We start from the raw sequence: 19921 nt of genomic DNA, 5'->3' as shown, positions 1-19921 counted from the left end.
AGATCCTGCGGATTTCGACACGACGTACGCTCGGGTGGTGGAAATCGACACGCTGGACCGGCAGATCGTGGACGCGCTGCGGGTCGACGGCAGGGCCGGCTTCAGCCGCATCGCCGAGGTGCTCGGCGTCTCCGACCAGACGGTCGCCCGCCGGTTCCGGCGGCTGCGCGCGGAGGCCGGGGTGCGGGTCGTCGGCCTGCCCAACGGGGTCCGGCTCGGCTACGACAAGTGGATGATCCGCGTGCAGAGCACCCCGGGCGGCGCGTCGGCGATCGCGGAGGCCCTCGCCCGCCGCCCCGACACGACGTGGGTGACGATCGCGTCCGGCGGCACCGAGGTGACCTGCATCGTGCAGAACCCCGGCACCGCCGACCGGGAGGCGCTGCTGCTGCAGAAGCTGCCGAGCACCCCGCGGATCGTGTCGGTCCGCGCGCACTGCCTGATCCACGACTTCGCCGGTGGGGCGGTCGACGCCGCCGGACCCACCGCCCTCACCCAGGCGCAGACCGCGGCGGTCCAGCCGCAGCCGCCCGCGGGCGAGGCCGTCCTGCTCGACACCGACCGGCCGCTCGTCGCCGCCCTCGCCCGCGACGGCCGCACCGGCCTGCCCGAGCTCGCCGCCGCCACCGGCTGGTCCGAGTCCACGGTGCGGCGCCGCCTCGAGCACCTCCTGCGCACCGGCGCCCTGTTCTTCGACGTGGAGGTCAACCCGGCGCTGTTCGGTTTCAGGGCCCGCATCCTGCTCTGGATGGCCGTGGCGCCCGCCCACCTGGAGGCCGCCGGCCGCGCCCTTGCCACCCACCCGGAGGTCGTCTTCGCCGCGGCCACCACCGGCGCCACCAACCTCGTCGCCACCGTCATCTGCCCCGACATGGCCGGCCTGTACGACTACCTCACCCGCCGGATCGGCCCGCTGCCCGGCATCGAGCGCGTCGAGACCGCCCCGGCCCTGCGCCACGTGAAGCAGGTCGGCGCCGTGCTTTAGGCGTGTCGGTCCGTGGTCGGGTCGGGGCGGCGACGAATGAAAATCCGGAAACGCCGGCATGGCCGGGCCGGCACCGTCCTAGCTTCGGAAGGATGACGGTCTTCGCACCCGTGCCGGCGTTCGCCCGAGGCCCCGACATCCCTGGCGCCGGCTACCTCGTCACGGAGCTCGGCGGCGGCGCCTACTTCATCACCAGCGGCACGGTGAACACCATGTTCCTGGAGACCCGCAACGGCGTCGTCCTCGTGGACGCCCCGACAGACCTCGGCGAACGCCTGCTGGCCGGTATCGGGGAGGTCACCCCGAAACCGGTCACCCACCTCATCTACAGCCACGCCCACGCCGACCACATCGGCTCCGCGCACCTCCTCGCCCGCGCCGACCTGCAGATCGTCGCCCACGAATTCACCGGCCGGTTCATCCAGCACGCCCACGACGACCGCCGCCCACTGCCCACCGAGGCATTCAACGGACCCAGGCACGACCTGACCATCGACGGCGAACGGCTCGTCCTGGAGTACACCGGCGACTGGCACCAACCCGGCAACCTCTTCATCCATCTGCCACAACGGCGGATCCTGACCGCGATCGACAGCTTCACGGTCAAGAACGCGCCGTTCTTCCGCCTGCTCTTCTCACCGAACGTGCCCGCGTACTTCGACGCGATGGACCGCATCCTGCAGTACGACTTCGACACCATCGTGTCCGGACACATGGCGCTGCCCGGCACCCCCGAGGACGTCGTGGTCAACCGCGAGTACATCCACGACCTGCGCACCAGCGCCGCCGAAGCGCTACGCACCGTCGCCCTGCCACAGGCCGCCGCAGCCGCCGGCGTGCCGGACGACAACCGGCAGGCTCGACTCAAGGTCTGGATGGACGCGGTCGTCACACGGGCCGCCGAGTTGATGCCGACCTCCTGGGCACAGCGCCTGGGCGGCCACGACATCTTCCTGACCGACAACCTCAACACCGTCGCCTGGAGCCTCGCCAACGACTAGCAGCGTTCCGGGAGCCTTACGACTCGTGGGCGGTGAAGCGCTCCGCGGCGGTGGTGCCGTTGGAGTTCTTCGCGGTGTTGTACCCGCCGACGGCGTAGACGGTGTTGCCGCTGGTGGTGACCGCCATGCCGGCGCGCGGGACGGCGAGCTCGGGCAGCCGCTCCGCGACCCCGTCCTGCTGGCACCACCACTGGAAGACCTTCTCGTCGTTGTTGCCGCCGAGCACGCACAGCCCGAAGCCTTCGAGGCGCACGGCGGAGGCGCCCTGCCGCGGCTCGGGCAGCTTCGGATGGTCGTCGGCGAGCTTGCGCTCGACGAGGACGTCGATGTCGCTGGTCGTGCCCCCGGTGCCGTTGCCGCCGATGAACCAGGAGGTGCCGGCGCCGTCGCTGGCTCCGGCCAGCTTCTCCCGCGGCTGGCGCAGCGAGACGTCCGCCACGCCCCAGCCGTCGCCGGTGGGTTGCTGCACGAAGATCGTGGCCGTGGGCTGCCCGTTGCTGTCCTTGCCGCCGGCGTAGACGATGCCCTTGCCGTCGAAGACCGCGGCACCCGCCTGCCGGGGCACCGGCAGCGCGCCGGCCCCGACCCATTTCCCGGCGGCCGGGTCGAGGCGGTAGACGTTCGGGATCGGGCCGTCCTTCGCCCAGCCGCCGATGATGAACAGCTCGCCCGAGGGCGTCACCACGGCCGCCGTCTGGCTCACCGCCTGCTGCAGCCGCGGCCCCTCCGTCCACGTCTTCGTCGCGGTGTCGAGCACCCAGACCGTGTCGAGCCGGGTGCGCGGGTCGTCCGCGGTGAAGCCGCCGATGACGTACAGCTTGCCGCCCAGGACCGCCGCGGCGGCGCCCTCGATGCCGACGGGACCGCCGCCGGTCGTGGTCGGCACGTCCGGCAGGGTCTCCCACGAGCCGAGCGGATCCGGTCTGGTCAGCCACCACGCGGTGCCACCGGCGACGAGCAGCAGCACCACGGCGGCCGCGACGAGCGCGAGGCGCCGCCGGCCGGGAGCGGGGACAGGCACCGGCGGCGCGGACACCGGCGGGCCCGAGACGGGAGCGCCGGACATGGGGGAGCCCGAGACCGGCATTCCTGAGACCGGCACGCCCGAGACCGGCACGCCCGAGACCGGCACGCCCGACACGGGGGCGTCGGGCGGGGACGCCGGCGAGACCGGGGCGCCGTAGACGCCGGTGGTGGCGCCGGTCAGCTGCTGCGCCCGGTAGCCCTCGGTCTGGTAGGTGGTCTGCTGGGGGAGCGTGCGGGCGACGGAGGCGGTGCCGGTGGCCGGGGCGGCGGACAGCTCCGACGGGTGGACGACGGCGCCCTCGGCGACCGGGAGCTCCGGCTGCTCGAGGACGGTCGGCACCACGCCGAGCGAGCGGTGCAGCATCCGGGCGACCAGCGGCACCCGCGACGAGCCGCCGGTGAGCATGATGCCGGCGAGCTGGTTCGGGGCGAGCCGGCACGAGGCGACGACCCGGGCCGTCTCCGCGACGGTCTGGCGCAGCATCGGCTCGACGAGCGCCTCCAGCTCGTCGCGGGTGAGGTGCAGCGCCGCCTCGACGCCGGGCACGGAGACCGGCGCGGCCGCGGTCCGCGACAGCATCTCCTTCGCGCCGCGGACGTCCTCCCAGAAGAGGCGGCGGTCGCGGCGGTCCTGGGCGGTGTGCGGCTGGTGCAGGCGCTGCCACGCCATCGGGTCGGAGCGGCGCAGCAGGCCGCCGACGTGCTCGACCAGGGTCGCGTCGAGGTCGAGGCCGCCGACGTCCTCCAGACCGCCCGCGCCGATGACGGTGAAGCCTTCGGGGGAGTGGCGGACGACGGCGATGTCGACGGTGCCGCCGCCGAAGTCGTAGACGACCATGGCCGCGCCGAGGGGGAGCGGGTGATTGAGGGCGCTGATGAAGTAGCGGGCCGCGGCGACCGGCTCCGGCACCAGGCTGACCTGCCGCCAGCCCGCGAGCGCCGCGGCCTCCTGCAGCAGCGAGCGGCGGGTGTGCGCCCACGACGCCGGGTACGTGAGCACGGCCGGCGGCGGGGTCCGGGTGATCTCGGCGACGCCGGCGGCGACGGCCCGCAGCACTGCGGCGAGCATCTCCCGGGTCGGGACCTCCGTGCCGCCGAGCAGGACCGTCGTCTCGTCGATGCGGCGCTTCGGGTTGGGCTCGTAGCGGGCCGGGTCGAGCTGGGCGAGGCGCTGCGCGTCGCGGCCGACCGCGAGCTGCCCGTTGTCCTGGAGGTACACCGCGGACGGCAGGATCGGCGCGCCGTCGAAGAGGACGGGGCGGCGCCGGCCGTCGGGGGAGCGGATCACCGCGACGGTGTTGGAGGTGCCCAGGTCGATGCCGACGACGTGACCCGTCATGAGGTGCCCCCTGAGCGACGAACGACGGACGGCGTCATGTCGGGTGACCAGGACGCGGTGAAGTACGGCTGCGCGATCCCGGCCGCGAACGCCTTCGCCGCCGCCGGGGTCGCCGCGATGCGCCAGTCGGTCTCCTTGACCGCCTCGTACCAGAGGAACCCGATGATCTCCGGGTGCTTCGGCAGCGACCGGAGCAGATCGGTGATCCACTCCGCCTTGCGCCCGGCGGCGTCGGTGGCGGCGACCTCCGTGACGACGACCGGCCGCTTCGAGATCGCCGTGACCGAGGCGAGCGTCCTGCGGTAGATCTGGTCGAAGGTCTGGTACTGCTCGAGCCCACCGGTGCCGTAGTAGCCGGACAGGCCGACCCAGTCGACGTAGTCGTCGCCGGGGTACAGCTGCTGCAGCGGCGTCGAGCCGTCGTAGGCGACGTTGGGGCTCCACACCCAGATGACGTTGCCGGCGCCGGCGGCCTCGAAGAGGTCGTGCACGTGCCGCCACGCCGCGACGTAGTCGCCCTTGCGGTTGCCGTTGGCGGACTCGCACCACGGGTACCAGTAGCCGTTCATCTCGTGCGCGAACCGGACCGCGACCGGGTAGCCGAGCCCCTTGATCCCGGCGGCCCACGCCTTGATATAGGCGTCGTACGAGCCGCCGGTGATCCTCGACAGCCGGTAGTCGGGCTGGTCGCCGCGGGAGGCGTCCTGCTTGGGCTCGGAGCGGAAGTTCCACGGCTCCCATGCGAGCATCGGCAGCATGCCCCGGTTCACGATCCGGTCGAACGGCTGCCGGTCGAACGTCTTCGCCCCCGCCCAGCCCTGCGCGAACATCATCACCTGCGGCTGCCGGCCGGCGGCGGCGACGAACCCGTCGTACTCGGTGAGGTCGGCCGGGCCGCGCGAGGTGAACACGCCGAAGAACGCCTTCCCGGCCTGCGGGAAGGCGACCGGCCGCCCGGGTGCGGGAGGGAAGGTCGGGCGCGGCTCGCTCCGCTTCGTCTCCCAGCGCACGGCCGGGCCGGACGAGGCGGCGACGGCGGGCGCGACCACGAACGTGTAGCCGCCGACGAGCAGCAGCACGACGAGCATGACCCGGGGCAGCGTGATCACGCCGGCCCCCGGGTGACGGAGAGGCCCGGCACCTGCGGCAGGTCCGACAGCCGGATCGTCGAGGTGGTGGTGAGCGACTCGCGGACCACGGCGGCCTTGCCGCGCACCGTCATGACCAGCGGACCGGTCTGCGTGGTGAGGTCGACCTCCTGGGCGACGAGACGCCGGTTGCGCAGCCCGGTGACCCACGCGATCAGCGGCGGGCAGAGCCCGGCGACGATGCTGAGCCCCGACCAGAACCGCAGCGCGTCGGAGTGGTGGCCGAGCCACATGCTCACCCCGAGCAACGCCGCCGACACCCCGGCCCACGCCATGTGCAGCCGGAACGACTTCAGCCCGTCCGCGGACGCGAGCCGCCCCTTCGCGGTCACCGCGTACGCCAGGGGGCGGCGCAGCAGCGCGGCGACGCCGGCCACGACGTACACCGGGACCGCGAACAACGCGAGCAGCATCCCGTGCACGCCCAGCTCGCGACGCTCGTGCTCGGCCAGGTTGAACCGGCGCAGCCACAGCCACAGCAGCGCCCAGCTGCCCATGCTCGCCGACCACAGGACCAGCCACAGCTGCCACTCGACCCGCATCGCGCCGATGCCGAACGCGAGGTACGCGGCGGTCGCGACGGTGCCCGACACCGCGGACAGCGCGACGCTCGGGTAGTACGACTGCACGAGGCCGTAGCAGAGCCGCTGGGTGAGGCTCAGCGGTTTCAGGAAACGCTTGGAGCGCAGCAGGATCTCCCACACGCCGTACGCCCAGCGCTTCTGCTGGTTGAAGTAGTCGGTCCAGGTCGTCGGGCCCTCGCCGACCGCGATCACGTCGGGGGTGTAGACACCCTTCCAGCGCCGGTCGGTCAGTGGGTTCTTCGCGCCCATCACGACCATCGAGGTGAGATGGTCCTCGATGATGCTGTCCTGGTAGCCGTCGATCAGCGCCCACGCCAGGGGCCGGTAGAGATGGTTGGTGCCGATGAGCAGCGGCGCGCCGAGCCCGTTGCCGCCTCGCTCGATCAGGCCGCTGAAGAGGTACTGCTGCACCGACGCGCCGTGCACGACCCAGCCGCCGTACATGTTGCCGTAGACCTGCGGGGCGACGACGAACGCGACGTCGGGGTCGCGGAAGTAGCCGACGGTGCGCTCCAGGAAGCTCGGCAGCGGCACGTGGTCGGGGTCCATCTGCGCGACCACGTCGTAGACGTGCTCGTGGGTGAAGCGCCACGCGTTGTGGTTGCCGGCCTTGGTCTTCGCGCGGAACGGCCCGTCGGGCTGGTTGAACTCCGGCTTCCCGCGGCGGCTGAAGTGCTTGACGCCGAGCTTCTTCGCCATCGCCTTCACCCGCGGGTCGTTGCCCTCGTCGAGGATCCAGATGTCGACGTGTCCCGGGTACCGCACCCGCTGCATCGCCTTGAGGGACCGCTCGACGACGTCGATCGGTTCCTTCGCCGGCACGATCGTGGTGAGCATCGCGATGCGCAGCCCGGGCTCCGGCACCATCGGCACCGGGTCGGCGGCCTTCCACGCGAACACCCACACGGCCAGGTTCTGCAGCAGGCGCACCAGCTCCACGAGGAGCACGAAGCAGAACGCGACCCGCGCCACGACCACGGTCCCCGACAGCTCGCCGGTCATCGCGCCCGGGACGTGCCGCGGCAGCGCGAGCCAGCCGATGAAGACGATCGCGGTCAGGAAGTTGAGCGAGATGAGGACGCTGAGCATGAACCGCTGCGCAGGCCGGGCCGTGTTCCTGTACACGACCGGCAGATGGGGGCCGGCGGGGGTGGTGAGCGGACCGGTGAGGGTGTTGCAGGCGGCGTAGGCGCGGTGGGTGTCGGCGTCGCGGAGCCGGCGCGCCAGCGCTCGCTTCTCGGCGGGTGTGGTGCGGACGGTCGCGGCATGCTCGTCCGCCACGTCCCTGCCCCCCTCACCGGTCCCGAAGAAACTGCCTGAACCAGCCCGATCGTAGGGGAGCACAGCCATCCGGCGGTGCTGTCTTTTCGCCGTTTCCGCATTGGTACGTGTGGATTCAAGTGCCGCTGTTTGCGCTGCTGGCAGCGGTGCTCGCGATTCGGAAAAGGTGTATTCGCCGGCGGGTTCCCGGGGTGAATGTAGGAGATCCGACAGCGGGTCACGCGTTCGGATTACCGGACTTTTCGCCCCATGCGGCGGCGTGCTGCTGAGGGTCGCGCTGCTTCGGTACTGGGTGCCCGGACGGCGGCGGCCCGGCCGCGGACAGCAGCGGGTCGAGCAGGAGCGCCGCGAGGGCGGTGGCGATGAGGACGGCCGCGGCGAGCGCGACGGCCCGCGGGCCGGCGCCCTCGATGATCAGGCCGCCGACGAACGACCCGGCGGAGATGCCGATGTTGAACGCGGAGCTGCCGCCGGCCGACGCCATGTCGGTGCTGCCGGGGGCGATCTGCAGCGCCCGGTTCTGCACCGCGGCCGCGAACGCCGCGTACGCGCCGCCGGACGTGGCGAGCGCGGCGACCACGAGGGCCCGCACGGTGCCGCCGGCGTACAGCACGACCGACGCCGCGCACAGCAGCGACATCGGCACGGCCAGGGCCGGCCACGGGTAGCGGTCGAGGAAGCGGCCGACGGCGAGGGTGCCGACGACGCCGCCGACGCCGGAGACCAGCAGCAGCGGGCCGAGCGACGACGCGTCGAAGTGCGTCACGTCCAGCAGGAACGGCGTGACGTAGGTCTGCGCGGTCATCGCCCCCGCGACCCCGAGCGACGTGACGAGCAGCAGCAACAGGTAGCGCCGCAGGTCGGGGGCCGCGCCGCGGGCCGAGGCGGCGCCGGAGGGCAGCGCGCCGGGCAGCAGCGCCACGACGGCCACGCAGGTCGCCGCGCCGATGACGGCCATCACCCCGAACGCGGCCCGCCAGCCGAGCTGCTGGCCGAGCCACGTGCCCAGCGGCACCCCGAGCACCGGCGCGAGGGATGCCCCGATCGACAGCCGGGCGACGGTGCGCCCCCGCCGCGACGGCGGGAACATGGCGGTCGCCGTCGACGCCACGATCGACCAGAACAGCGCCTGCGTCAGGCCGACGACGAGCCGCGCGCCGAGCAGCATCGCGTACCCCTGCGCGAGCCCGGACACCGCCGTCGCCGCCGCCGACACCCCGAGCGCCGCACCCAGCAGCAGCCGGCGCGGGAGCCGCCGGGTCAGCACCGCCATCGGCACCGACAGCACCAGCACGACCGCCGCATACCCGGTCAGCAGCAGGCCGGCCTCGGCCCGGGTGCGCCCCAGGTCGTCGGCGATCACCGTGAGCAGCCCTATCGGCATCACCTCGACGGTGACGAACGTGAATGTCGCAACCGACAACGCGGCGAGGGCGGCGTTGGCGCGGCGGTCCACCTGACCACCATAAGTGCTGTTTAGGGTAAGGGGCATGGCCCTTGTGCGGTGTGATTTCTTCTCCGATGTCCTCGGCTTCAGTACATCGATGACGGTCGTGCTTCCGCAGCGCACGTCCGGGCAGGTCGGCATGGGTGGCAGCGGGCGCGACGGCGACGTGCCGACCCTCTACCTGCTGCACGGTCTCAGCGACGACGACACCATCTGGGCCCGGCGGACCTCGATCGAGCGGTACGTGGCGGAGCTCGGCATCGCCGTCGTCATGCCGCAGGTGCAGCGCAGCTTCTACACCGACGAGGTGTGGGGCCGGCCGTACTGGACGTTCGTCGCCGAGGAGCTGCCCGCGATCGCGCGGCAGTTCTTCCGGCTGTCGGCGCGGCCCGAGGAGACGTTCGTGGCAGGGCTGTCGATGGGCGGCTACGGCGCGTTCAAGCTCGCCCTGCGCCACCCCGACCGGTTCGGCGCCGCGGCCAGCCTCTCCGGGGTCCTGGACCTCGGCGACCGGATGCGGACCATGACCTCCGAGGTGGACCCGCTCATGTGGCGGCGGGTCTTCGGCGACGCCCCGTTCGACGGCGGCGACAACGACCTGTTCGCCCTGCTGGACAAGGTCAGCGACCCGCCGCCGCTGTTCCAGTGGTGCGGCACCGAGGACGCCCTGTACCCCGGCAACGTGCGCTTCCGCGACGCCTGCGCCTCCCGTGGTGTCCCGCTCACGTCGCAGTTCAGCGCCGGCACGCACGAGTGGTCCCACTGGGACGACAAGATCCGCGACGTCCTCGCCTGGCTGCCCCTGCCGTAGCGGCGCTCCTGCGCGCCGCGGACGTGTCCTGCGCCATGTGTAAATACTAGTTTTCCGATAGGGATTGACAACTTATTCGCGTCTCTTTAGGTTGCTGGCAAGCCCGATCCGCAACCCGATCCGCCCACGCCCCCCTCGTCGTGGGTGGATTCGTCGCACCCTGATGGAGCGCGCGCATGAGCGAGCCCGCAACCCTCGAAGCCGCACCCGCCGGTCCACCGATCGACACCCCGCCCGTCCGGTTCGACCCGCAGGCGGCGCAGCGCAGGGTCACCCCGCGGCCGCGCCCCTGGCGCTGGTTCGTCAGCGCCGTCGTGCTGGTGGTGCTCACCCAGGTCGTCGTCGGCGTCTTCACCAACCCCCGCTACGAGTGGCACAAGTTCTGGGCGTACTTCACCCGCGAGTCGATCGTCGACGGCGTCGTGGTCACCCTGAAGGTCGTGGCGCTCAGCGCGCTGGTCGGACTGGTCCTCGGCGTGCTCGTCGCGCTCGGCCGGCTGTCGACGAACCCACTGGTCAACGGCCTGTCGTGGGCGTACGTGTGGTTCTTCCGCGCGCTGCCCCTGCCGCTGCTGCTGATCATCACCTTCAACTTCTCGTACTTCTACCCGCGGCTGGGCGTCGGCGTGCCCTTCGGGCCGGTGTTCGCCGAGGTGCGGACCGCCAGCCTCACACCGCTCGTGATCGGCGTCATCGCGCTGGGCCTCAACGAGGCGGCGTATGCGGCCGAGGTGATCCGCGGCGGCATCCTGTCGGTCGAGCCCGGTCAGATCGAGGCCGCCAACGCGCTCGGCCTGTCCAAGGCCCGGCAGCTGCGCCGGATCGTGCTGCCCCAGGCGCTGCGCTCGATCGTGCCGGCCTACGGCAACCAGCTCGTCGGCCTGGTGAAGGCCAGCTCGCTGGTCTACTACGTCTCGCTGCTGGACCTGTTCGGCGCGGTGTTCGTGCTGGAGTCGCGGCACCCCGAGTCGCTCGTGCCGATTCTCATCGTCGGTGCCGTCTGGTACCTCGTCATCACCGCCGCCCTGTCGGTCGTGCAGTTCTACGTCGAGCGGTTCTACGCCCGCGGCACCGTCCGGGTACTGCCGCCGACCCCGCTGCAGCGGCTGCGCCGCCTCACCGTCTCGTCCTACGTCCGCCTGACCCGGAGGGGCCTGTAGATGACCGCGACCCTGGACACGGCGGCTGCGCTGGAGATCCGCAATGTGCACAAGTCGTTCGGCACCCGGGAGGTGCTGCGCGGCGTCGACCTGACCGTCCGGCCCGGCGGGGTCGTGGCGATCCTCGGCCCATCCGGGTCGGGCAAGTCGACGCTGTTGCGCACCATCAACCACCTCGAGCAGCCCGACCACGGCTATGTCGCGGTGCACGGCGAGCTGATCGGGGTCGAGGCCCGCGGCGCCCGGCTGCACGAGCTGTCCCCGCGTGCCGTGCGGCGGCAGCGCACCCGGATCGGCTTCGTGGCGCAGAGCTTCAACCTGTTCCCCAACCTCACCGCGCGGGACAACGTCGCCGAGCCGCTCATCGCGCACAAGCGGCTGGCCAGGCCCGCCGCGTACGAGCGGGCCACGGAGCTGCTGGCGAAGGTCGGCCTCGGTGACCGCGGCGACGCGTACCCCCGGAGGCTGTCCGGCGGGCAGCAGCAGCGCGTCGCGATCGCCCGGTCACTGGCCCTCGAACCGAATCTGCTGCTCTTCGACGAGCCGACCTCCGCGCTCGACCCCGAGCTGGTCGGCGAGGTGCTCTCGGTCATCCGGCAGCTCGCCGACAGCGGCACCACGCTGATCATCGTCACCCACGAGATCGGGTTCGCCCGCGAAGTCGCTGACACCGTGGTGTTCATCGACGACGGCGTGATCGTCGAGCAGGGGCCGCCGGCCCAGGTGCTCACCGCTCCGCAGCAGCCCCGCACCCGCGAGTTCCTTTCCAAAGTCCTCTGAAAAATGCATCGAAGGAGAACCATGCGCACCGTCAGACCATCCCGCCGGGCGTTCGCGGCCGCGGCCATCGCCGTCACCCTCACCGCGAGCCTGGCCGCCTGCGGCAGCGACGACGAGGCCGAGGCCGGCACCGCGGCCGCCGCGAGCGGCACGGTGACGATCGGCGCGCAGGCGAACGGCATCGGCAAGCAGACCGAGCTGAAGGTCGAGAAGCAGCAGGCGATCGCCGATCTGGTCCCGGACGCGATCAAGGCCGACGGCAAGCTGACCATCGGGCTCGGCGCGCTGCCGACCGGCTTCCCGCCGCTCGCCTTCGTCGGCGACGACGACAAGACCCTCACCGGCGCCGAGCCGGACCTCGGCCGCCTCGTCGCCGCCGTGTTCGGCCTCACACCCGAGATCAACAACGCCACGTGGGACAACCTGTTCGTCGGCATCGACTCCGGCAAGACCGAGGTCGGCTTCTCGAACATCACCGACACCGAGCAACGCAAGGAGAAGTACGACTTCGCCTCATACCGGCAGGACAACCTGGGCTTCGCGGTGAAGGACGGCAACGCCTGGAACTTCGACAAGGACCTCAAGAAGCTGGCCGGCCTCAAGGTCGCCGTCGGCGCGGGCACCAACCAGGAGAAGATCCTGGTCGCGTGGCAGGAGAAGCTGAAGGCCGAAGGCAAGACCCTCGACATCAAGTACTTCGCTGACACACCCACCACCTTCAAGGCGCTCGTCTCCGGCCAGATCGACGCCTACTTCGGCCCGAACCCGGGCATCGCCTACCAGATCAGCCGGACCAAAGGCACCGCCGACGCCGTGCGGAACGCGGGCGTGTACTCCGGCGCCGGCGAGACCCTCCAGGGGCTGATCGCGGCCACCACGAAGAAGGACAGCCAGCTCGCCAGGGCGCTCGCCGAGGCGATCAACTACCTCATCGCCAACGGCCAGTACAAGCAGTGGCTCGCCGCCTACAACCTGGACACGGAGGCCGTGCCGACCTCCCAGGTGAACCCGCCGGGCCTGCCGAAGTCCAACGCCTGACGCTGTCGCGTGCCCCGGTCGTCCCGGGGCGGCGTGAAAGTTTCACGGAATCGGGCCGCGCCGCAGGGACAAACTCCCGGGCGGCGTGGCCCCGGCCGCACCCTGCCTTCCGGAATGTCCGCCAACCTTCCGAAAGGCAGTACCATGCTCCGCTTGTTGCAATCGCTCGGCGCCCTCGCGCTGCTGCTGACCGCCGCCGTCGCGGTCAGCCCGCAGGCGGCGAGCGCCGACACCCAGATCTGCGCGACCTTCGGCTCGGCGAGCGTCGCCGGCGGGAAGTACATCGTGCAGAACAACGTCTGGGGCGCCAGCACGCCGCAGTGCATCAACGCCACCGACCGCGGCTTCACGATCACCCAGTCCGGGCACAACGTGCCCACGAACGGCGCCCCCGCCTCCTACCCCTCGATCTACGCCGGCTGCCACTACGGCAACTGCACCACCGGCAGCGGCCTGCCGATGCAGGTCTCCAGCAGCGCGTTCCAGAACGTGACGACCAGCGTGTCGATGACGTACGCCGGTGGGCAGTGGGACGCCGCGTACGACGTCTGGTTCGACCCCACCCCGCGGACCAACGGCCAGAACACCGGCGCGGAGCTCATGGTGTGGCTCAACCACGCGGGCGCGCCGCAGCCCGTCGGCTCGCCCGTCGGCACCGTGAACATCGCCGGCGGCACCTGGACCGTGTGGTTCGGCAACATCGGCTGGAACGTCGTGTCGTACGTGCGCACCGCCGGGACCGGCTCCATCAACTTCGCGGTCCGCGACTTCTACAACGACATGATGGCCCGCGGGTACGCGCAGAACAGCTGGTACCTGACCAGCGTGCAGGCCGGGTTCGAGCCGTGGCAGGGCGGCGCCGGGCTCGCCGTCACCGACTTCAACTACAGCACCACCGGCGGCAACACCGGCGGCGGGCAGACGATCGTCGGTCAGGGCTCCGGCCGGTGCGTCGACGTCGACGCGCAGGGCACCGCCGACGGCACCAAGGTCCAGCTGTGGGACTGCAACGGCAGCGGCGCGCAGAAGTGGACCCGCAGCGGCAACACGTTCGTCAACCCGCAGTCGGGCAAGTGCCTCGACGTCCGGGGCGCCAGCACCGCCAACGGCGCGCAGGTGTGGCTGTGGACGTGCCTGAACAACTCCGCCCAGCAGTGGGTGGTCAACGGCAACGGCACGTTCGTCAACCCCGCGTCGGGCAAGTGCCTCGACGCGTCCGGCCGCGGCACCGCCAACGGCACCGGCCTGCAGATCTGGGACTGCTACGGCGGCGGAGGCACCCAGTCCAACCAGGTCTGGTCGCTGCGCTGACCAGGTAGCGACCGCGGATGCGGCGGCACCGCCGCGTTCCTCAGGTGAGGAACGTGGCGGTGCCGACCTGGGTCGTCTCGGGGCCGGCCGGGCCCCACCAGATGCGCAGCGGGCCGACCGGCAGGTCCGGCACCGAGAAGCGGCCGAGCCGGTCGGTCGTGCCGGTCCACTCGCCGCCGGAGTGCCGGACCCGCACCGGCGCCTCGACCGGGTGGCTGACCTGCCCGACGAGCCGCACCCGGCCGCCGTCGACGACGACCTCGACGTCGATGACGGTGCCGCCGCTGTCGAAGCTCAGCAGCCGGGGGTCGTCCGCGTCACCGTCCGGTCCCGGGCCGGCACGGACCCCGGCGGGCGCGCCCGCGACGGCACTGTCCAGCAGCAGGGCGGCCAGCGCCGCGTCCGGGTCGCGCCAGGCCAGGCCGGCCGACGCCGCCTGCAGCAGCCTCGCCGGGACGGGGTCGGTGTCGACGTACAGTCGAGCCACCGCCTCGCCCAGATCCTCACCCGCGGGTGGTTGCGTCATGTGTGCCTCCCTTCACCGTCGGTCCGTGCTGTCCGTGTTGTTGCCTGGGCGCGGCCGCCTGTTGCCTGTGTGCGGCCGCTCCGGGGTACGGCTCGCCCGTGAGCAGGCCGCGTAACGTCTCCAGGCAGCGGGCCCGGGTCGGGCCGATGCTGCCGACCGGCATGTCCAGCGCGGCACCCAGCTCCGCGTAGGACGGTGCCGGGTGTGCGCCCATCGCCCGCAGCAGCCGCGCGCACCGGTCCGGCATCCGGTCGACCGCCTGCCACAGCAGCCGCTGCTCCTCCGCGCGCAGAGCCTCCTCCTCCGGCAGGTCCGTCGTCGACGGCGCCCGGCCGAGGTGCTCCGCGACGTCGGCCGGGGACTCCCGGCCGCGCCTGCGGATCATGTCGATCGCCTCGTTGCGGGCGGTCGTGGCCAGCCACGACCCGAGACCGTCGCCGTCGCGGATCTGACCGAGCTTCTCGACCAGGCGGAACCAGGTCGCCTGGAACACGTCGCTCGCGTCGGCCTCGTTGAACCGGAAGCCGCGCGCGACCGCCCATACAAGCCCCGAATAGCGGGCCACGAGTGCGTCCCAGGCCCGCTGATCGCCGTCCGCGGCCTCGATCAGGGCGATGGTCGGATCGAATGCCGTCACAGCACAGCAGCGTACCCGCCAACTGATCGTGTCGATTCCGACGTCACCTCCTTGGTCGCCGAAAGCACGCTTCCGGTCGACGCGGCGCGCTCCACGATCAGCGCGACCACGTGCGGGGTGGCGAACGACGTGCCGCTCCAGGTGGCCCAGCCGGTGCCGAAGTCCGGGTGGTGGATGTACGTGCTGACCACGTCGGCGCCCGGCGCGGCCACGGTCACCCACGGCCCGCTGTTGCTCCACTCGCACAGCGCCGTGCCGTTGTGCGCGGCGACCGCGACGACCTGCTGCCGCCACGGCACGTCCGCGCCGGCGAACCCGGCGGGCCAGAACGGCCGGTCGGTGACGCCGTCGTTGCCGGCGGCGGCGACCACGACCCGGTCCCGGCCGACCAGGAAGCGGTTGAGCGCCCAGCGCAGCAGCACCGGCGGCTGGCCGTCCACGGTGTACGAGCCGAGCGACAGGTTGAGCACGTCGGTGTCGGTGAGCGCGGCGATCCGCAGCGCCAGCTGCAGCTCGGTGCCCACGCCGAACGTGTCGAGCACCTTGACGATGCGGACCTGCGCCCGCCGGGTGCCCTGCAGGATCACCCCGGCGATGAAGTTGGCGTGCCCGACGTCGGAGTCGATGACGTTGTCCCGGTCGACGTCGATCTCGGTCTCGTAGTCGCTCTCGCCGACCCGGTACCGGCTGGCCGGCAGCGGGCTGTCCGCCCACACACCGGTGTCCATGACCACGACCCGGGCGGCGCCGGCGGCCGCGGGTGCCGCGTCGATCGAGGCGGCCGCCGCCGCGATCGGCCGGCCGAAGGGGCCGCCCTGCTCGAACGGCGAGGCGAGCAGCACGTGGTTCGGGCCGGCGACGGTCCCGTCGGACGCGCGCTCGCGGGTCCGGCGGGTCGCCTTGATCGCGTCGAGACCGGGGGCCCGCAGCCGGCGCACGCCGGGCAGCGGCTCGTCGGTCGCCACGTCGGCGGCGCGGTGCCCGAGGCCCTCCACGACCCGCCGGGCGTCGTCGTAGTGCTCGTCGACGACCAGCAGCTCGCCGCTGACGTACCGCACCGGCTGGCCGCCGGTGGTCTCCGTGCCCAGCCAGCGCAGGCCGGCCAGGTGCGCCGCGCGCCGCTGCCGCCACCGCTCGAGTCGCCGGGTCGGGTCCACGGGGCCGCCTTCGAAGTCAGTCATGTTCAACGTGACGTTCGAGCGAGTCCGCCGATACGTCGGGTACCCGACAGTTCCCGGCGGTGGAAGGATCGTCGGTTGTGAAGCCGCCGCTTTCCGGCCCGACGCCGGCGCCGCCGTCTGCCTTGACCTTGGCGACGCGTGCCGTCGAGGCGGTTGCCGCCGACCCCGACGAGGCCCGCGCCCTGGCCGTGGCGGCCCTCGCCGCGACCCGCCGGGCGAAGGACCCCGACGCGACGTCGGTGGCGCACCGGGCGCTGGGACTGGCCGCCCGCGTCGGCGACGACGCGCACACCGCGGCCCGGCACCTGCGCGCCGCGCTGCGGGTCGCGGAGCGGCACGAGCGGATGACCCTCGCCGCGGAGGCGCGGATGAGCCTCGCGCTGGTGCTCGACGACCTCGGCCGGCCGGCCGCCGCGGTCCGCGAGATCGACGTCGCCCTGCGCAGCCTGCGCGGGCTGCGCCGGGGCCGGGCCGTGATGCAGCGGGCGCTGATCCTGCGCCGGCTCGGCCACGACGAGGAGGCGATGGCCGGCTACCGGTCGGCGCTGCGGGTCTTCCGGCGCGAAGGCGACCGGCTCTGGGAGGCCCGGGCACTGAACAACCGGGCCATCCTGCACGGCTACCACGGCAGCCACCGCCTCGCCGCCGCCGACCTCGGCGCCGCCGCCGCCATCTACGCCGACCTGGACCTGCCCACGGCGGCCGCCCAGGTGCACCACAACCTCGGGTTCGTCGCCGCGCAGGCCGGCGACGTCCCGCTCGCCCTGGCCCGCTACGAGCAGGCCCGCGCCGTGCTGACCCGCGAGGCCGGGGTACCCGCCGACGCCCTGCTCGACCTCGCGGAGCTGCTGCGCTCGGCCCGGCTGCTCCCGGAGGCGCAACAGGCGGCCCAGGACGCCGTCGACACCTGCCGCCGCGGCCGCCTCGACACCGCCCGCGGCGAGGCGGCGCTCCTGCTCGCCCGGGTCGCGCTGGCCCGCGGCAACGCCGAGGAGGCCCGCGACGCGGCCCGCTCCGCGCGGCGCGCCTTCACCGCGCAGCGCCGCCACCTGCCCGCCGCCCGCGCCCGCGCCGTCGAGCTGGGTGCGGTCATCGCCGCCGGCCGGGCGCACCGCGGCACGCTGCGCGCGGTCCAGGAGGTGGCGGCGGAGCTCACCACCGCCGGCTGGCTGCTGCCCGGCTGCGAGTCGTGGCTCGACGCCGCCCAACTCGCCCTCGCGCTCGGCTCTCTCGGCGACCGCGCCACCGCCGCCGCCTGCCTGGACCGGGCCGCCGTCGTCGCCCGGCGCGGCCCGGCCGTGCTGCGAGCCCGCTGGTGGCACCTGCGGGCGGTCGCGCACCTCGCCGACGGCGACGTCCCCGCCGCCGCGCGCTGCGCCGACGCCGGGCTGCGCGAGTTCGAGGCGCACCGGGCCAGCCTCGGCGCCACCGAGCTGCGCGTCCGCAGCGGCGGCACGGTCGCCGACCTCGCCGCGTTCCGGCTGCGCCTGGCCGTGGAGCACGAGCCCGCGGAGCAGATCCTGCAGTGGTCGCAGCGGTGCCGGGCCGCGGCGCTCTGGCTGCCGCCCGCCCGGCCCAGCGGCGACCCCGTGATCGCCCGCGACCTGGCCCGCCTGCGCAGCGTCCACGCCGACCTGGCCGCCGCCCCGATCGGCGCCGCGCACACCGGCCGCCTGCTGCAGCGCCAGCGCGACCTGGAGGAGCAGGTGCGCCGCCGCTCCTGGCAGGCGCACGGCACCGAGGAGGCGACCGCCGCCGGCCCGCCCCTCGACGTGCTGGCCGCGGCCCTCGGCGACCTCGCGTTCGTCGACCTGCTCGCCGTCGACGCCTGCCTGCACGCGCTGGTCCTCGTCGGCGGCCGGGTCACGCACCGTCCCCTGGGCCCGGCCCAGCCGGTCCTCGACGAGCTGCACGCCCTGCGCTTCGCCCAGCGCCGCCTCGTCGCCCGCCGCGGCCACCGCGGCGCCGCGACCCTCGCCGCCGACCACGCCGCCGCCGACCTCGACCGCATGCTGCTCGCCCCGCTCGACGACCTCATCGGCGACCGCGACCTGGTCCTCGCCCCGACCGGCCAGCTGCAGGCGCTGTCCTGGTCCCTGCTGCCCCGCTGCCGCGGCCGCGCCGTCCGCGTCACCCCCTCCGCCGCGACCTGGTGGCGGGCGCAGCGGACCCCCCGCCCCGACGGCCCCTCGGTCTTCGTCGGCGCCGCCGACCCGCCGCAGGCGCTGCGCGAGGTCACGGGGATCGCCGCCGGTACACCCGGCGCGACGTTGCTCGCCGGCGCCCGCGCCCTCGTCGGCGACGTGCTGCACGCCCTGGACGGCGCCTCACTGGGCCACATCGCCTGCCACGGCCAGTTCCGCACCGACAACGCCCTCTTCTCCGCGCTCCTGCTCGCCGACGGCCCCTTGACGATGTACGACCTCTCGGCCCTCAACCGCCCGCCCGGCACCCTGGTCCTGTCCGGCTGCGACACCGGCCTGTCCGCCGTGCACCCCGGCGAGGAGCTGCTCGGCCTGACCAGCACCCTGCTCCAGCTCGGCACCCGCACCGTGGTCGCGAGCACCGGCCCGGTCGACGACGAGGCCACCCGCACCCTGATGACCGACTTCCACAAGCGCCTGGGCACCGGCTGCACCGAGGCCGCCGCCCTCTCCGCCGCCCTGCTCGCCACCGACGGCGACGCCCGCTACAGCAGCGCCGGCTTCGTCTGCTACGGCGCCGGCTGACCTGCTGCTGTACTGCCGCCCCACCGCTTCGCGGCGGGTCCCGGCGGGGATTCTCACCCGACCGCTGTGCTTCCGCCCCACCGCTGCCGCGGCGGGTCCCGGCGGGGATTCTCACCCGCGCCCCAATGCGCCGCTGCGCGGCGCACTGCCAGCGCTTGCGCGCGGCAGCTTCGGACGCGTGCGCGCGGCGTCCGGTGGACGGCCTGCGACGAGTTGTGCTCCCGACGCCCGGCCACCACGCGCGCAACGCCGATCCTCGCGCCGCGGCATGATCGAAGGACAGTTCTGGCCGCCAGCACGACCGGATCCGTCCTTGGATCACCAGGCGGGGGATCCAGCAGCGACGCGCTTGGCGACCGGATCGATCCCTGACCCGAGCCGGTCCTGGCCGCGGCCTGCCTGCCGCAGGATTCGTCCGGGGCGGCGCCGGCCGGGCTGAGCTTCCGGCCCATTGCTGGCGCGGCGGGCACTGGCGGGATCCTCACCCGCGCCCCAGTGCGCCGCCGCGCGGCGCGCTGCCAGCGCTTGCGCGCGGCAGCCTCACTCGCTTGCGCGCTGCATCCGCTGGCCGGCTGCGATGGGTTGTGCTTCCGGCGCTCAATGTTTGGGTCGATCCCGCGTCCGCCCCCGTGCCGGTGTTCCGGGCCCAGCCGCCAGGTGCGCAACGCTGATCCTCGCGCCGCGGCATGATCGAAGGACAATTCTGGCCGTCAGCACGACCGGATCCGTAACTATTCAGGTGGTCGGCGTGTCTGATCGATGGTGATGGCTGGTTGTAGGACGATCGCGGGGTGTCGGAGCCTGTGATGTCTGTCGATCTGGCGGCGTTGGTGGCTGCGTAGGCTGTGGTGATTGCTGAGCAGGCGGCGACGATCGAGGCGTTGCGGGCTGAGTTGGCGGTGGTGCGGGCTGAGGCCGCGGAGTTGCGGCGCCGGTT

Annotated in this window: 15 protein-coding genes; 8 read left to right on the top strand and 7 right to left on the bottom strand. The window is 73.1% G+C overall.

Annotated features, from left to right (window positions below):
- Positions 1-37: 37 nt before the first annotated feature.
- Positions 38-985: an Lrp/AsnC family transcriptional regulator gene (locus ABD332_RS14375; RefSeq protein ID WP_344502362.1), complete on the top strand. Its 948-nt coding sequence runs from the start codon at positions 38-40 to the stop codon at positions 983-985.
- A gap of 92 nt (positions 986-1077) precedes the next feature.
- The gene (locus ABD332_RS14370; protein WP_344502361.1) at positions 1078-1986 is read left to right on the top strand and encodes an MBL fold metallo-hydrolase; all 909 of its coding nucleotides are present in this window, start codon (positions 1078-1080) and stop codon (positions 1984-1986) included.
- A 16-nt stretch (positions 1987-2002) separates the two neighbouring features.
- Here the strand turns inward: ABD332_RS14370 and ABD332_RS14365 are convergent, their stop codons facing one another.
- The 4 genes from ABD332_RS14365 to ABD332_RS14350 all read right to left on the bottom strand — a co-directional run bounded on the left by ABD332_RS14365 (position 2003) and on the right by ABD332_RS14350 (position 8820).
- Positions 2003-4351: an Hsp70 family protein gene (locus ABD332_RS14365; protein WP_344502360.1), complete on the bottom strand. Its 2349-nt coding sequence runs from the start codon at positions 4349-4351 to the stop codon at positions 2003-2005.
- A complete protein-coding gene (locus tag ABD332_RS14360; RefSeq protein WP_344502359.1) occupies positions 4348-5460 on the bottom strand; it encodes a glycoside hydrolase family 26 protein in 1113 nt (370 codons plus the stop codon). Before ABD332_RS14360 ends, ABD332_RS14365 begins: the two co-directional genes overlap by 4 nt.
- The gene (locus ABD332_RS14355; RefSeq protein WP_344502358.1) at positions 5457-7364 is read right to left on the bottom strand and encodes a glycosyltransferase family 2 protein; all 1908 of its coding nucleotides are present in this window, start codon (positions 7362-7364) and stop codon (positions 5457-5459) included. The genes ABD332_RS14360 and ABD332_RS14355 overlap by 4 nt, the downstream gene beginning before the upstream one ends.
- A gap of 217 nt (positions 7365-7581) precedes the next feature.
- The gene (locus ABD332_RS14350; RefSeq protein WP_344502357.1) at positions 7582-8820 is read right to left on the bottom strand and encodes an MFS transporter; all 1239 of its coding nucleotides are present in this window, start codon (positions 8818-8820) and stop codon (positions 7582-7584) included.
- Between the two features lie 34 nt (positions 8821-8854).
- Between ABD332_RS14350 and ABD332_RS14345 the strand changes: the two genes are divergently transcribed.
- From ABD332_RS14345 to ABD332_RS14325, 5 genes are all read left to right on the top strand, one after another.
- A complete protein-coding gene (locus ABD332_RS14345; RefSeq protein WP_344502356.1) occupies positions 8855-9622 on the top strand; it encodes an alpha/beta hydrolase in 768 nt (255 codons plus the stop codon).
- Between the two features lie 176 nt (positions 9623-9798).
- Entirely contained in the window at positions 9799-10782 is a 984-nt protein-coding gene (locus ABD332_RS14340) for an amino acid ABC transporter permease (protein ID WP_344502355.1), read from the top strand.
- Positions 10783-11562 (top strand): amino acid ABC transporter ATP-binding protein, encoded by a 780-nt coding sequence (locus ABD332_RS14335; RefSeq protein WP_344502354.1) that lies wholly within the window; start codon positions 10783-10785, stop codon positions 11560-11562.
- A 21-nt stretch (positions 11563-11583) separates the two neighbouring features.
- Complete coding sequence (locus ABD332_RS14330; protein ID WP_344502353.1) at positions 11584-12600, top strand: ABC transporter substrate-binding protein; 1017 nt, start codon at positions 11584-11586, stop codon at positions 12598-12600.
- 144 nt (positions 12601-12744) lie between these two features.
- Positions 12745-13911, top strand: coding sequence for a GH12 family glycosyl hydrolase domain-containing protein (locus tag ABD332_RS14325; RefSeq protein ID WP_344502352.1), 1167 nt, complete (start codon positions 12745-12747; stop codon positions 13909-13911).
- A 40-nt stretch (positions 13912-13951) separates the two neighbouring features.
- On the opposite strand, the gene ABD332_RS14320 is transcribed toward ABD332_RS14325, so the two are convergent.
- From ABD332_RS14320 to ABD332_RS14310, 3 genes are read right to left on the bottom strand one after another with little or no spacing between them, the layout of a single operon-like run.
- Positions 13952-14437 (bottom strand): hypothetical protein, encoded by a 486-nt coding sequence (locus ABD332_RS14320; protein WP_344502351.1) that lies wholly within the window; start codon positions 14435-14437, stop codon positions 13952-13954.
- A complete protein-coding gene (locus ABD332_RS14315; protein WP_344502350.1) occupies positions 14415-15074 on the bottom strand; it encodes an RNA polymerase sigma factor in 660 nt (219 codons plus the stop codon). Before ABD332_RS14315 ends, ABD332_RS14320 begins: the two co-directional genes overlap by 23 nt.
- Entirely contained in the window at positions 15071-16255 is a 1185-nt protein-coding gene (locus ABD332_RS14310; RefSeq protein WP_344502349.1) for a S8 family peptidase, read from the bottom strand. The genes ABD332_RS14315 and ABD332_RS14310 overlap by 4 nt, the downstream gene beginning before the upstream one ends.
- Before the next feature lie 128 nt (positions 16256-16383).
- On the opposite strand from ABD332_RS14310, the gene ABD332_RS14305 reads away from it, so the two are divergent.
- Entirely contained in the window at positions 16384-18984 is a 2601-nt protein-coding gene (locus ABD332_RS14305; protein ID WP_344502348.1) for a CHAT domain-containing protein, read from the top strand.
- Positions 18985-19921: the final 937 nt, after the last annotated feature.

Source organism: Dactylosporangium maewongense (genome assembly GCF_039531485.1).
Lineage (GTDB): Bacteria > Actinomycetota > Actinomycetes > Mycobacteriales > Micromonosporaceae > Dactylosporangium > Dactylosporangium maewongense.
Note: the sequence above shows the minus strand (reverse complement) of the source record. Positions and strands in the feature narration are given on the sequence as shown.